Annotated in this window: 13 protein-coding genes; 3 read left to right on the forward strand and 10 right to left on the reverse strand. The window is 46.4% G+C overall.

Features of this window, described 5'->3' with window-relative positions:
* Nucleotides 1–68 precede the first annotated feature (68 nt).
* A complete protein-coding gene (locus ACFVQB_RS17080) occupies nt 69–1,061 on the forward strand; it encodes a DUF1385 domain-containing protein (protein ID WP_090900822.1) in 993 nt (330 codons plus the stop codon).
* A gap of 5 nt (nt 1,062–1,066) precedes the next feature.
* The gene (locus ACFVQB_RS17085) at nt 1,067–1,399 is read left to right on the forward strand and encodes a hypothetical protein (RefSeq protein WP_379441228.1); all 333 of its coding nucleotides are present in this window, start codon (nt 1,067–1,069) and stop codon (nt 1,397–1,399) included.
* A gap of 68 nt (nt 1,400–1,467) precedes the next feature.
* Here ACFVQB_RS17085 and ACFVQB_RS17090 read toward each other — a convergent pair whose 3' ends face one another.
* The 3 genes from ACFVQB_RS17090 to mntR all read right to left on the reverse strand — a co-directional run bounded on the left by ACFVQB_RS17090 (nt 1,468) and on the right by mntR (nt 4,788).
* The gene (locus ACFVQB_RS17090; protein ID WP_379441230.1) at nt 1,468–2,469 is read right to left on the reverse strand and encodes a patatin-like phospholipase family protein; all 1,002 of its coding nucleotides are present in this window, start codon (nt 2,467–2,469) and stop codon (nt 1,468–1,470) included.
* An 84-nt stretch (nt 2,470–2,553) separates the two neighbouring features.
* Nucleotides 2,554–4,152: a family 10 glycosylhydrolase gene (locus ACFVQB_RS17095; protein WP_379441232.1), complete on the reverse strand. Its 1,599-nt coding sequence runs from the start codon at nt 4,150–4,152 to the stop codon at nt 2,554–2,556.
* A 207-nt stretch (nt 4,153–4,359) separates the two neighbouring features.
* On the reverse strand, nt 4,360–4,788 hold the full coding sequence (gene mntR / locus ACFVQB_RS17100) for a transcriptional regulator MntR (RefSeq protein ID WP_063565683.1): 429 nt from the start codon (nt 4,786–4,788) through the stop codon (nt 4,360–4,362).
* A gap of 233 nt (nt 4,789–5,021) precedes the next feature.
* Here mntR and splB point away from each other — a divergent pair, with 233 nt between their 5' ends.
* Nucleotides 5,022–6,092, forward strand: coding sequence for a spore photoproduct lyase (splB, locus tag ACFVQB_RS17105; protein ID WP_379441234.1), 1,071 nt, complete (start codon nt 5,022–5,024; stop codon nt 6,090–6,092).
* A 148-nt stretch (nt 6,093–6,240) separates the two neighbouring features.
* On the opposite strand, the gene ACFVQB_RS17110 is transcribed toward splB, so the two are convergent.
* The 7 genes from ACFVQB_RS17110 to ACFVQB_RS17140 form a co-directional block, all read right to left on the reverse strand.
* Nucleotides 6,241–6,954, reverse strand: a complete 714-nt coding sequence (locus ACFVQB_RS17110; RefSeq protein ID WP_379441236.1) for a cytochrome c biogenesis CcdA family protein — start codon at nt 6,952–6,954, stop codon at nt 6,241–6,243.
* Between the two features lie 47 nt (nt 6,955–7,001).
* Complete coding sequence (locus ACFVQB_RS17115) at nt 7,002–7,805, reverse strand: metal ABC transporter permease (RefSeq protein WP_024631018.1); 804 nt, start codon at nt 7,803–7,805, stop codon at nt 7,002–7,004.
* Nucleotides 7,806–7,855: 50 nt separating this feature from the next.
* On the reverse strand, nt 7,856–8,614 hold the full coding sequence (locus tag ACFVQB_RS17120) for a metal ABC transporter ATP-binding protein (protein ID WP_076291860.1): 759 nt from the start codon (nt 8,612–8,614) through the stop codon (nt 7,856–7,858).
* Between the two features lie 55 nt (nt 8,615–8,669).
* Nucleotides 8,670–9,659 carry a metal ABC transporter solute-binding protein, Zn/Mn family gene (locus ACFVQB_RS17125; protein ID WP_379441239.1) on the reverse strand — a complete coding sequence of 330 codons (990 nt, stop codon included), beginning with the start codon at nt 9,657–9,659 and terminating at the stop codon, nt 8,670–8,672.
* 313 nt (nt 9,660–9,972) lie between these two features.
* Complete coding sequence (gene metG, locus ACFVQB_RS17130) at nt 9,973–12,024, reverse strand: methionine--tRNA ligase (protein WP_379441241.1); 2,052 nt, start codon at nt 12,022–12,024, stop codon at nt 9,973–9,975.
* A gap of 591 nt (nt 12,025–12,615) precedes the next feature.
* On the reverse strand, nt 12,616–12,867 hold the full coding sequence (yidD, locus tag ACFVQB_RS17135) for a membrane protein insertion efficiency factor YidD (protein ID WP_379441243.1): 252 nt from the start codon (nt 12,865–12,867) through the stop codon (nt 12,616–12,618).
* Between the two features lie 2 nt (nt 12,868–12,869).
* Nucleotides 12,870–13,334 (reverse strand): Fur family transcriptional regulator, encoded by a 465-nt coding sequence (locus ACFVQB_RS17140; RefSeq protein WP_379441245.1) that lies wholly within the window; start codon nt 13,332–13,334, stop codon nt 12,870–12,872.
* Between the last annotated feature and the right edge of the window lie 142 nt (nt 13,335–13,476).

The raw sequence follows: 13,476 nt of genomic DNA on the forward strand, positions 1-13,476 counted from the left end.
CGATACAATAGGGTTATAAAACTGCCTTCAACCATGAAGGCCTAGAACAGAATAGGAAGGTGAATAATTTGCCTCAACAATCCAAGCCTGTCAGCTACGGGGGGCAAGCTGTCATTGAGGGCGTAATGTTCGGCGGTAAACATGTCAACGTTACAGCTGTGCGAAGAAAAGACGGCGAAATTACGTATCTGGAAGTTCCCAAGCAAGACAAGTCCTGGGTCATGAAATTGCGGCGGATTCCACTACTGCGCGGGATTGTCAGCATTATAGATTCGAGCGTCAAAGGAAGCAAACATCTTAATTATTCTGCTGACGCATATGCTGATGATGAACTGGAACCTGAAGAAAAAGCAAAGCAAAAAGAAAAAGAAGGCTCAGGCTGGAGCCTTAGCATGATTATCGGCGTCACCGCAGTAGCAATCCTTTCGTTCCTCTTTGGTAAAATTGTGCTTACATTGTTGCCGGTTGTTATTGAGAATTTTCTGTTCAAAAATGCATTCGACAATCAGTTTTTGCATAATTTACTGGAAGGCGGAATTAAGCTGATTCTGTTGCTTGCCTATCTGTGGCTGATCTCCCAGACACCGATGATTAAACGTCTGTTCCAATACCACGGTGCAGAACATAAAGTCATTAGTGCTCATGAAGCCGGAGAAGAGCTTACGCCAGAGAATGTGCAGAAGTATAGCCGTCTGCATTACCGTTGCGGAAGCAGTTTTATTATGCTGACTGTCATTATTGGGGTATTTTTGTACTCGCTCTTCACATACGATAACCTCTGGGAACGTATGGGACAGCGGTTGCTGTTGTTGCCAGTCGTACTTGGTATTTCATTCGAATTATTGAAGTTGACCAACTCGGTACGTGACATCCCTGTACTTCGTTATCTCGGATACCCGGGGCTGTGGCTGCAATTGCTGACAACCAAAGAGCCAACGAATGAACAGGTAGAAGTATCCATTGCTTCGTTTAACCGTATGCGTGAATTGGATGCCAAACTCGCAAACGTATCCGCCACGTCGGAAGTTCCTGTTGCAACACTTGATCCTGTGAAAGGGTGAATGATATGAACAAGCAGGCGATCATATTTTGGACGTTCATTGCACTCGCTGCTATTGGAATCTTGACTAGGCTGGGAAGTGGAGGTTTATCTCAAATTATCATCCCCCTCGTCGTGTTCGGAGTTGTGTTCCTGCTCTATAAATATCCGCCCCGCCGTTGGGCACGCAAGACATCGTCACCGAAGATCAAACCATCGGCTAAAACCATGGCTAAAGTTAATGCGCAGTCTGGCACTCGAAAAAGTAGTGGTTCTTCCAAAAAACGCAAGGATTATCCTTTCCAAGTGATTCAGGGACAAAAGGGTAAAAGTGATGAAGACGTACCTAAGTATCACTAAAGCGCTAATATCGGCGAAACACACAGAAAAGCAATTCTCCAAACATGCGGAGAATTGCTTTTTCATTTTTATACAGGAGTCAGCGGTGGTGTCTCCGCTTGTTTCTTTCTTAACTCTCGTTTCTGTTTGTCCAGCTGTTCACCATATATCTTCGTATTCCATCCACTGAAAAATTCAGTACCTGCAGTGACCCCAGATTGATATAAAGCTGTACTGTCCTGTACAGAAAGGTGAAATTCCGTAGGTTTAATTCCAAGGGTAGGAATTTTCACAGTACGGAATCGATTAACCTGTTCAATATATCGCTCGTCATGAGCAGTAAGCATCGTTTCAACCAATGCCTGAAGCATGCTTAGAGGCCCTCTGATTCTAGCTGGCTCTCCTTCGGTTTTGCCAACCATTTTAAAACCGACTACAGGGATGATTTCTCCTCCACGTTCTGTACGCTCTCCATCGAACAGCCAGAGCGGAAAATTGCTCAGTAAAGCGCCATCGACGATGTAGACAAACTGGTCCGCAAAACGTAAACCTTTGGATAAGATCGGGGATTTGCGAATGGCTACGGGGTCGAAGAAATAGGGGATACTGCAACTCATGCGTACGGCCTTGGCCACCTCCAGCTTCGCTGGGTCAATTCCGAATCGTTTGATATCATCTGGAAGCACCAAAATAGTGCCATTGGAAATGTCGGATGCAATGATTAGCAACTTACCTGGAGGCAGATCAGCAAACGTCCGTACTCCCTTTTTTTTCAGCATATCCCGTATCCAGCATTCCAGCGCTTCCCCAGAATATAGTCCTTTCTTCAAAAACAGCCTTGCGGCGGGTCCGATCCACTTGGTATCGAATATGGGAGAACGTCGCAGCAATGAAGCAAACGGTGTATTCTCGATAATGCCTTTCATCTCTTCCGCCGAATAGCCCGCGGCCAGCAAAGTAGCTACGATGGAACCCGATGACGTGCCCGCTACGCGATTGAACTCAACACCGTGATCCTCTGCACCCTTTACGGCGCCGGCAAGCGAAATCCCCTTCACGCCGCCACCTTCAAATACTCCATTAATCAACACAATAAAACCCCCGTTCTCCAGGCAGTCCATGCTACTACTGCCACTGTATGAGAACAGGGGTTGGTCATATTACGTTAAAATGTTTTACAGTCCATAATAGGCCTTTAATTTGGCGATCAAGCCGAGCGGATTTTTCGTCAGGTACTGTGAGCTGAAGAAAATATCCCCTTTCACTGTATCATATTTCTCATTATATATAAGCTGATCAATGATCTCCTGTGATGTCTGCCACCCGATTTCCGGTGTGCCAAGCTTATAAGGCGAATGACCAATGTACAACTTCACATCGGTATTAGCCACTTCATTGGCCCACCAGTCAACCACCTTGTCATATCGTGCTGCACTGAGTGTCATGCTCCAGTACACTTGGGGTGCGACATAGTCGATCCACTCCTGCTTGATCCACGTCCGCACATCCGCATTCATGCTGTCATAAGCGGTTACTCCGGCTTTTGTATCAGAACCTGTCATATCAACCGATTTGTTACGCCATACACCAAATGGGCTAATGCCATATTGGACGCCAGCTTTCACCTTGTGGATGCTCTCTCCAAGCTGCTTGACGAATTGATTGATGTTGTCCCGGCGCCATTCCGCACGGTCACTCGTATTCAATGTGTTGTATGCTTTGAAAGCCGCATCATCATTAAAAGTTACATTAGATGGATAGAAATAATCATCCAAATGTACACCATCAACATCATACTGATCAACCACTTCCATGATGGAATCAATAATATGCTGTCTCGCTTCCGGAATGCCTGGATTAATATACAGTTTGCCTGATGCATTAACAATCCAGTCCGGATGAAGCTTGGATACATGATTGGCTGCAAGCCCGGTTGTACTTGCCGAATTGGTAGCCCGGAACGGGTTGAACCAGGCATGGAACTCAAGGCCACGTTTATGAGCTTCCTCGATCATAAATGCAAGTGGATCATACCCGGGATCTTTTCCCTGTGTTCCTGTCAGTACGCTATTCCACGGTACAAGACCTGATGGATAGATCGCATCCCCATTGGCTCGAACTTGCACAAATACGGCGTTGATTCCCATATCCTTCAACGTATCAAGCTGCTGAATGAACTCCAGCTTTTGTTTCTCCACATTTCCTTTGGCACCAGATGAAGGCCAGTCTCCGTTTACAGTCGAAATCCAGGCTCCTCGCATCTCATCCGTATTTGGCGTAGTTCCCGTTCCTCCAGGCTCTGCTGGTGTCACTGGGGTAGGATTAGGGGCATTGCCTGTGGTCAGATTAATCGTCTGCTCAGACTGGTTCCAGGTGACCTGGATTCCCAGGTTCTCACTGACGAATCGAATCGGTACCATGACACGGCCTTGCTTTAATTCTACCGATGCATCAAGATCAACCACGGCACTATCTACCGTTGCCTGCTGGCGTCCACTCGTCATTGTAATGACTGAATCAGATTTCTTGATTGTAACCGTACGCGTAGCCTGTGACCAAAGCACAGATGCACCCAGTCCTTCGCTAATGACACGCAGAGGAACCATCGTTACATTTACTTTGGGCAAAATGTAAGGTGAAACATCCGATTCCAAACGCTGACCATCCAAATAAATAACAATTTCCTTTTGACTAGCTGCCTGCGCCGTCAGTCCTGAGGTTTGTAAACCCAGAACAAAAATGAGCAGCAGGATCAATCCGTTACGAATCTTCATCAGTGCAATCCTCCAAAATAATTATAAATTCGCGGCAAATTCTGCTAGTTTAATAGACGCTCCTAATGAATGTTAAGTTGCGAATAATCGCCAAATTTTGGTCAAAAAAAAGCAAAAGGACGCTCCCTACCGTTTTAGCGGCAGGTGCATCCTCTGATTTTGAATGATATGCATTGCAATTTTTCAGGTCATTCTGGCTTTGAAAGCTTAGGATTCTGTATTGCTCATGACGTCCTGAATACTTTTAAGATCACGCAGTCGATTCTCATCCTGGCGGAAATATTCAACCAAAGATTCGATGCAGGTAATGGAATCCCAGCTCAAATGGTGTTCTATACCTTCGACATCCTGGTAAATATTTTCCTCCTGAACACCAATCGTCGTCAAAAATTGTTCAAGCAGATGATGGCGCTCCATTAATCGTTTGCCCATCTTTTTGCCTTTTGGCGTAAGTACCAGCCCGCGGTACTTCTCATAGATCAGGTACTCGTCTTTGTCCAGCTTTTGGATCATCTTCGTCACCGATGAAGGATGTACTTCCAAACCTTCAGCTATATCAGACACACGAGCATAGCCCTTTTCATCAATTAATTTGTATATACGCTCCAAATAATCTTCCATACTGGGCGTTGGCATCTGCTTCCCTCTCTTCTCTCTGACCGACAATATTCTTGTCTGGTCCCTATCTTATAATGATACATGTTATCAATACGCATTGGCAAGTCCTGCACAATTCATTCACTATTTACTGTCCATAAAACACCTCTCAGGACGCAAATTTCGTCGCCATTACGCAAGTATTGGCAAGGGTAGACTTATCCCGAAACGAGGCAAACTAAACAAGGTTCTGTATTGAAAGGAGTGATTTCGTGAGTACAAGTGTAGCGCAACCGCCCGTTCGCAAAGCAAAAGGCACTAAACCCTTTATTCCCGATTTGGTGTATTTTGAACCCGGTGCGCTGGAATATGAAAAAGGTAAACGGATTATGGAATGGGTTACCTCTAGGGATATCCCATATCAGATGACGACATCCCATAATCGAATCACCAATCTCCCTGGTGAAACGGAACAGGAAAAGTACCGAATGGCCAAGCGCACCCTTGTCGTCGGCGTGCGTAAAACACTCAAGTTTGACCAATCGAAGCCTTCGGCCGAATATGCCATTCCTATCTCCACAGGCTGTATGGGCCACTGTCATTATTGTTATCTTCAAACGACACTTGGGGCCAAGCCTTATGTCCGTGTCTATGTCAACACCGAAGAAATCATTCAGGCTGCCAAGGGGTACATTGAGGAACGTGCACCTGAACTTACCCGTTTTGAAGCAGCTTGTACATCTGATCCCGTAGGACTGGAGCATATTACGGGAAATCTCGGTGACCTGATTCGTTTTATGGCGGATGAGGAACACGGACGACTTCGCTTTGTGACCAAATACCATCATGTTGATCCTTTATTAAACATCAAGCATAACGGACACACTCGTATCCGTTTCAGCGTGAATTCCGATTATGTTATCAAAAATTTTGAGCCAGCCACCTCACGGTTTGAAGAGCGTATTGAAGCCGCAGGCAAAATAGCTCATGCCGGTTATCCGCTCGGATTCATTATTGCCCCAATTATGTGGTACGACGGATGGGAAGAAGGATATAGCGAGCTTTTACAAAAGCTTGCCGATACACTTCCTGAAGACGCAACCAAGGATCTAACCTTTGAAATGATCCAGCACCGTTTTACCAAAACGGCAAAAGCCACCATTGAGAAGCGATACCCCAAAACCAAGCTGGAGATGGATATCGAAAAGCGGAAAATGAAATGGGGCCGCTGGGGCCAGTACAAATATGTGTATAAGGATGATCAGCAGGATGCCCTGCGCGAGTTTATTACTGAGCGCATTTTTGAGCATTTCCCTCAGGCCAACATGGATTACTTCACTTAAGCGTAGGGCTGACACCTTTTATTAAAGTGCCATTGATTAAAAAAGCAGGTTACACGAGCCAGAATCATTCTGGGTTCATGCAGCCTGCTTTGTTCTTATTTAGAATAAACCATGAATAAAACAACAACTGGTTGACGGCTATATAAGGTTATATAATCATCCAGTCTGGCGTAATCTGCTGTAGCCAAATCGTAATCTTTGTCATCTGATCTGTGAATAACAGCACTCCGAGGAACAACATTAATGCGCCCCCGGCTTTCATCATGATGTTAGAATAACGCAAGATCCATCGTGTAGAACCGATGAAAAAGGCCAGAATGAAAAACGGTAACGCAAATCCGGCCGTGTAACCCGTAATCAAAGCCAGCCAGGTTGTTGGTTCGCTCGCAGCCATCGCGATGATGGCAGTCAAAATCGGCCCAATGCAAGGCGACCAACCTGCCGAGAAACCTATGCCAAAAATGAATGAGCCCAAGTAACCCGCTGGTTTCCATTTCATATCCATCTTACGCTCTTTCATCAGAAACTGAGGTTTGAACAAACCAAGCAGGAATAACCCCATTAACATAATCAAGATCGCGGATAATTGACGAATGAGATCACGGTTATCATTGAAAAATTGACCGAATAATCCGGCTCCCAGCCCCAGCGAATAAAACACAACCGAGAAGCCCAAAATAAACGCCAGCGTATGAGTCAATGTCTTGAAGCGAACTTCACGCTGATTGCGTTCATCCTTCAAGCGTTGTACCGTCATCCCTGTAATGTAGGAAAGATACGAAGGATACAGTGGAAGACAGCATGGCGATATAAACGAAGCTAATCCTGCTACAAAAGCCAGCCACACATTAACATCAGGCATGAAGCGGACGTCTCCCTTCCCTGGGGGCTCACTTGCTCACGTTCAGACTAGGCTCGGAACCCTTTTTTTCCAATCATCGTAAGAATTAGCATCATGATAAGCAAAAGTACAATCGTTGCTCCTGGTGCAAGGTTCCAGATCCCGGCCACAACCAGTCCAATGACCACTGCAATTTCGCCAATGACCACGGATAATATAATCGCCGATTTGAAACTTCGTGCCATCAGCAAGCTTACAGCTACCGGAATGGTCAACAATGCCGATACCAGCAATGCGCCCACGATTTTGATCGCCGTACTAATAACAAGGGCTGTCATCACGGTAATCAGCATGTTAAGCAGTTTCACAGGCAATCCGGTAACCGCTGCGGCATCCTCTTCAAAGCTGAGCAGGAAAAACTCCTTATGTAACAGCGCTACAACGATGACCACGATCAGCGTGACCACACCAACCAGCTTCAAATCCGTGGAGTCTAGTGTATAAATACTGCCGAACAGGTAACTCATAACATCTGTATTATATCCTTTGCCCAGCGTGAAGAACAACGAAGCCAGCGCTACTCCACCGGACATGATGATCGCGATCGATAACTCGGCGTAACTCTTGTATGCCTTGCGCAGCTTCTCTATCGCAAATGATGCGAGCACGGCGAAAATAAGCCCCACCGCAATCGGATACACTTCAATCAGGAATCCGAGTGCAACCCCGGCAATAGTCACATGAGACAGGGTATCCCCGATCATGGATAAACGCCGCAGCACCAGAAACAATCCGATCAATGGTGCGGTGATGCCGATTAGCAATCCCCCCGCCAGCGCCCGCTGAAAAAAATCACTCATTAAAATTTCCAAAACACACACGACTCCTTCGGACTTGCTTTCATCTGGTTGCGCACTCGCGTCTAACGTACCTGGGTGGTGGTATGCTGCAAATTAGTCTCGGCACAATCTTCCACCTCATGGGAATGACGGACATGGAAATGTATTTTTCCGTTTGTCACCGCTGCTTTGGAACCGAGATAACTCTCCATCCGGTCCATATCATGGGATACCATCAGGAATGTCATCCGGTGGTGTTCATGCATATGGGTAATCAGTTCGAAAAAGCTGGCCTGGGATTCGGCATCAATGCCCACCGTCGGTTCATCCAGAATCAGCAGATCAGGGTGATTAATAAGTGCACGTGCCAAAAACACACGCTGTTGCTGTCCGCCGGACAATTGTCCGATCCGTTTGTTCGCCAGATCCTCAATCCGCATCACTTGCATAGCATCTGTGCACTGCTGCTGACACTTACGGGACATTCGGCGGAACATATTCTTGTTGTTGTACAAGCCGGACATTACGACTTCCCGTACCGTTGCAGGGAACAATGGGTTAAATGCATTTTTTTGCGGAACATAACCAATCCGTTCCCAATCCTTGAACCGGCGGATCGACTGTCCGAATAGCTTGATATCTCCCTCGGCTGGAGGCAAAAGTCCAACCAACATCCGCAGCAAAGTCGTTTTGCCCGCCCCGTTTGAACCGATAATCCCGACAAAATCCCTTTCCTGGACCATAAAATCAAGATTTTCAATCACTCGCTGGTCACCGTAGGAAAATGATAGTTTCTCGATCTCTATGATTGGATCATGACACAATGGCATGATTTGCTGCATGGCAAAGCCGCCCTTCATTATATATAAGGATTGCATACGAATCCTTCAGTCTATCTTATTTTAATGCGATCAGCAGATTTTGCAAATTTTTCTCCATAAGGGTGAAATAATCATCCCCGTTTGTGGCCTGTTCTTTGGTTAAACCTTCTACCGGATTCAGGACCATTGTCTCTACACCCGCTTCATTGGCAAGGGTTTTTGCCAGTTTGTCAGATACCAGCTCTTCAAAGAAAATGTATTTAATCCCTTCATCCTGCACCAACTTGGCCAACTTCACAATATCCTGACCTGTGGGCTCCGCATCGGGAGAAAGTCCCATAATGGCATGCTGGGTCAACCCATAATCCCGTGCAAGATATCCAAAAGCCTGGTGTGATACGACAATTTCCTTGTGGGGTACTTTAGACAGTTCGTCCGTAAAGTGCTGATCCAGTGTTTCCAGCTTGGTCCGCAGCTCTTCGTAACGTTGTTCATATCCTTCTTTATGTGCAGGGTCTACTTCAACCAGGCTGTTTTTGATATTCTCAGCCATTACCATTGCCGATTTTGGACTTACCCACGTATGAGGGTCCACATGATGGTCCGCAATGTCCTCTGCGTTCGCTTCATCTGCATGTTCGTCGCTATGTTCATCCACCTGTTCTTCACCATGACCGTGTCCATCATCACCTTCAGCAGTCAATAGAGTAACCCCTTCACTTACTGCAACCGACTTCACTTGGGTATCGCTATTCAGTGACTTCAGGAAGTTGGGGACCCATCCCTCCAGACCTGCACCATTGTATAAAAACAACTGGGCTTTGGATGTATTCACAATATCTTGGCTCTTCGGCGTCCAGTCATGTGGTTCAACACCTGTGGGCAGCAAATTAATGACATTTGCATCTTCCCCGCCAATTGTCGAAGTAAACGCATAAACAGGATAGAAGCTCGTGATCACATTCACTTTGCCTTCCACCAACTTGGCACTCTCCGAATTATTCTGACCGCATGCCGACAATATGAGCAAACTAAGAACAAGCAGACCGCTGAGCAACAATTTCATATGCCTTCTTCTACCTGTCACTAGAGTCCGGTTTACCTGGTCTAGATTTCTTCCATTATAAAGTTTCACTAGTATTCACTCCGCATCTCTTAATCGTAAACATTACTGAAAGAATTATAGGTAACCTGCTCGAACTTGTCAAGCCACTCTGTCCTATTCATTCTTTCCTTGAGCACGGAGTTCATAACAGTATATGCTTGTTTTCTTCGCATCAGATCCGATTTCATCCCAAAATAAAAAGTGACCCGATTCGCATCGAGCCACCTTCTATTACCGCTATATAAACCATATTCTTGGTTACACGGTCAAATTTTTATTTCACTTGTGCACCATTAGGCATATTATCAGGTACTGTTGCCAGTGTAAGTTGGTCGCCATGGGATGCTGCCAGGATCATACCCTGGGACAGTTCACCGCGCAATTTCACAGGCTTGAGGTTAGTCACACAGATGACTTTGCGCCCAACCATATCTTCAGGTGAATAAAACTTCGCGATTCCCGATACAACCTGACGTTGCTCATAGCCAAGATCCAGCTGCAACTTCAGCAATTTATCGGCTTTCTTGACCGGTTCACAGGCAATAACTTGAGCGACACGCAGTTCCACTTTGGCGAAATCGTCAATACCGATCTCTTCTTTGCCTTCGGGTGCTGTGACGGGTTGAACTGCTTCCGAAGAGCCTCCAGCATCAGCTTGAGCTGCCTCAGTCTGCGCTTCTGCTTTTTTGCCCCCGGTCATTGCTTCAGCAATATAAGCAATCTCCTGTTCAGAGTCCAGACGTGGGAAGATCGGGTCACCCTTCTGCAAGGCGTTTCCAGCCGGAATAACGCCCCATTGCTTCGCTGAATCCCAAGCCGTCAGTTCACCTTCCTGAATGCCGAGCTGTTCCCAGATTTTGCGCGGAGCACGTGTCAAGAACGGTTGCAAGAGGATGGAAGCAATCCGCAAGCTTTCAATCAGATGCGACATTACCGATGCCAGTTCATTGCGTTTCGCTTCATCACGAGCCAGAGCCCAAGGCTGAGTCTCGTCAATGTATTTGTTACTGCGGCTAACAAACTGACTGATCGCTGTCAACGCTACGGAAAATTGCAGATTTTCCATAGCCTGCTCCACTTTCTCCACAGCAGCAAGACCCGCCTCTTCAAGAGATGCATCAAATTCGGTCACACCGGAAGTAAACTCAGGCGCTTTGCCTTCGAAATATTTGTCCACCATGGCTACCGTACGGTTCAACAGGTTTCCAAGGTCATTCGCAAGGTCCGAGTTCACACGTTCTACAAAGCTTTCTGGAGTAAAGGTACCATCTGAACCAAATGGAACTTCACGCAGCAGGTAATAACGCAGTGCATCCAAACCATAACGGTCAATCAGGGTTACCGGGTCAACGACATTGCCCTTTGATTTGGACATTTTGCCGTCTTTCATCAACAGCCAACCGTGAGCGAATACTTTCTTCGGTAAAGGCAGGTCCAATGCCATCAGCATAATTGGCCAGTAAATCGTATGGAAACGAACAATTTCTTTCCCTACCAGATGCACGTCCGCTGGCCAGAATTTGTTATACAGGGATTCATCGGATGATCCATAGCCCAGAGCTGTAATATAGTTAGATAACGCATCAATCCAGACATATACAACGTGTTTCGGATCGCCTTTAACTTTGACGCCCCATTCAAAAGTTGTCCGGGATACAGCCAAGTCTTCCAGACCCGGCTTAATGAAGTTGTTGATCATTTCATTTTTGCGGGACTCCGGCTGAATAAAACCCGGATTCTCTTCATAATATTTCAGCAAACGATCGGCATACTTGCTCATCCGGAAGAAGTAGGATTCTTCTTTTACCAGTTCCACAGGATGCCCGCTATCCGGACTTTTGGCCGAAATAATCTCGCCTTTGTCATTCTTCTCCACATCAACCAGCTGGGTTTCCGTGTAATAGGTTTCATCCGGGATACTGTACCACCCTTCATACTCACCCTTGTAGATATCCCCTTGTTTCAACAAGCGGTCAAAGATATCCTGAACCACTGTTTTGTGACGCTCCTCCGTCGTACGAATGAAGTCGTCATTGGAAATGTCCAGTTTGTTCCACAGTTCCTTGATACCAACAACGATGTCGTCTATAAAGGCTTGCGGTGACTGCCCTTTCTCTTGTGCCTTGCGCTCAATCTTCTGCCCATGTTCATCCGTTCCTGTCAGATAGTGAACAGCATAACCACGCAGACGTTTGTAACGAACCATGGCGTCACCCGCCACAGTCGTGTACGCGTGCCCGATATGCAGTTTGTCACTCGGATAATAAATCGGGGTTGTCAGATAAAATGTTTTTTGATCAGCCATAAATGACTTCTCCTCCTTCATATGGTCGTGCTTTTTCATTACATTTGTCTAAAAAAGAACACAAAAAACTCCCGTCCCTGTATGGGACGAGAGTTGCTCTCACGTGTTACCACCCAAATTCCCCGTGTTTTTCACAAAACACAGGCTCTGCCGGTCCTTCGACCGCCCATTAACGCTGGATCACGCCTCAGCCTTACGACAGCCGTTCTAATCAACGTCTGCACGCTCGAAAGAGGTTCCTCCGGGACCATATTCCATCCTCCTCCCAGACCGGTTCTCAGCTCATCCGGCTCTCTGCACTGGGGGTGTGTCTGTACTTATCCCTTCACTGGAAATCATATAGAAGTTGTTCAAAAAGTCCAATTTTGATTACGAATAATGCCTAGGGGCATCATCAGCATCGAATATGAAATTCAGCCGAAATGTCCGTTGCTCACGTAGTTTCCCTACGCTCCGCTACTCCATTTCTAGCTTCATTCCCTCTTCTTGGTACTGAAAACCAAACTTTTTGAACAGCTATACATACCAAAAATATACTGAAATACTGCCTCCTTTGTCAAGTGGACAGCAATCTTAAATCAACTCATACCTGCAAATACGACCATTGAATCGTTAATCGGATACCATCACAGACTTTTCGACCTTCGGCGGCACCAGATCCACTCCGCCTGGATGAAACGGATGGCATTTGGCAATACGCTTTGCCGCCAGCAGCGATCCTTTGAACGCACCGTGCACCTCAATCGCCTCCATCGCGTAAGCCGAGCAAGTAGGGTAGAAACGACACGTCGGCGGCTTCAGTGGAGAGATATAGCTGCGATACACCCGAATGGGAGCCTGAACCAGTCTGCGGGATAACTTCATCGTCAGTGCTTCCCATGAGTGTGCTGATGTCCAGTTGACACTTTGGCTGGCACATGTTCGGCACAGTCCTTACAGTACCCAAAAACTTCAAATTTATGATCGACAACCTGGAATTGCTCAGGCGCATCTGCAAGCTGCATTGGGCAAAAAACAATTGGATATGTCTTCTGGCATTTCAGACAAATCATATGGTGGTGATGGTGATCCTCGCTGCAATGTGCTCTGAACTTCACCCCATCTTCAAAGATGACCTGCTCCAGTACACCCAATTCCTGCATGACACGCAAATTCCGGTACACCGTGTCAAAACTCAGTCCGCTGTAAGTCTTACCCATATATTCATAGACGTCCTTGGGAGTCAAATACCCAGGGGATTCGGCAAATAACCGAGCCAGCGTCTTCCGCTGATCCGTAATGCGGAGCCCCTGCGAGGACATGGTAGTAATAATCTGTTCTGTCGACAGCATGACCTAAAGCACCTCCTGTCATACGAGCATTCTGCATAAATCCAACGAGCGACTTCAATCCAGCAATACCTAGATCGAAATGGTTCTAATCGTCTAGGAATCGTACCCGTTAGCGTGTGGATCAAATTATGCAAAATGCTGA

Source organism: Paenibacillus sp. NPDC057886, from assembly GCF_042796655.1.
Lineage (GTDB): Bacteria > Bacillota > Bacilli > Paenibacillales > Paenibacillaceae > Paenibacillus.